This window comes from Chryseobacterium sp. SIMBA_029, from assembly GCF_046535275.1.
Classification (GTDB): domain Bacteria; phylum Bacteroidota; class Bacteroidia; order Flavobacteriales; family Weeksellaceae; genus Chryseobacterium.
Genome location: NZ_JAWRXA010000269.1, coordinates 1 through 275, shown reverse-complemented (window position 1 = coordinate 275; position 275 = coordinate 1). Strand labels below are relative to the sequence as shown.

Sequence of the window (275 nt, the reverse complement as noted above, 5' to 3'; positions counted from 1 at the left end):
ATCCGGCGACCGAATCGGAATATGGTCTTCGAACCGCTATGAATGGGTTCTTTTACAATATGCCACAGCCAGAATTGGAACTATTTTAGTCAACATTAATCCGGCATACAGAACTCATGAACTCACTTACGTCCTGAACCAGTCTGAAGTCCGCTTCATTTTCTCTTCCTTACATTTCAAATCCAGTAATTACAAAGAGATGGTAGAATATGCCAAAGAAGTATGCCCTACCCTTGAACATGAAATTTTCTTTGATGAGAACTGGGAAGAGTTTG

The 275-nt window shown here is 40.4% G+C and carries 1 protein-coding gene; it reads left to right on the top strand.

Annotated elements, in window-relative coordinates; translation table 11 throughout:
- Positions 1-275 (top strand): AMP-binding protein (locus SB679_RS24080; protein WP_410704762.1); only part of this gene is annotated, 275 nt, incomplete at both ends.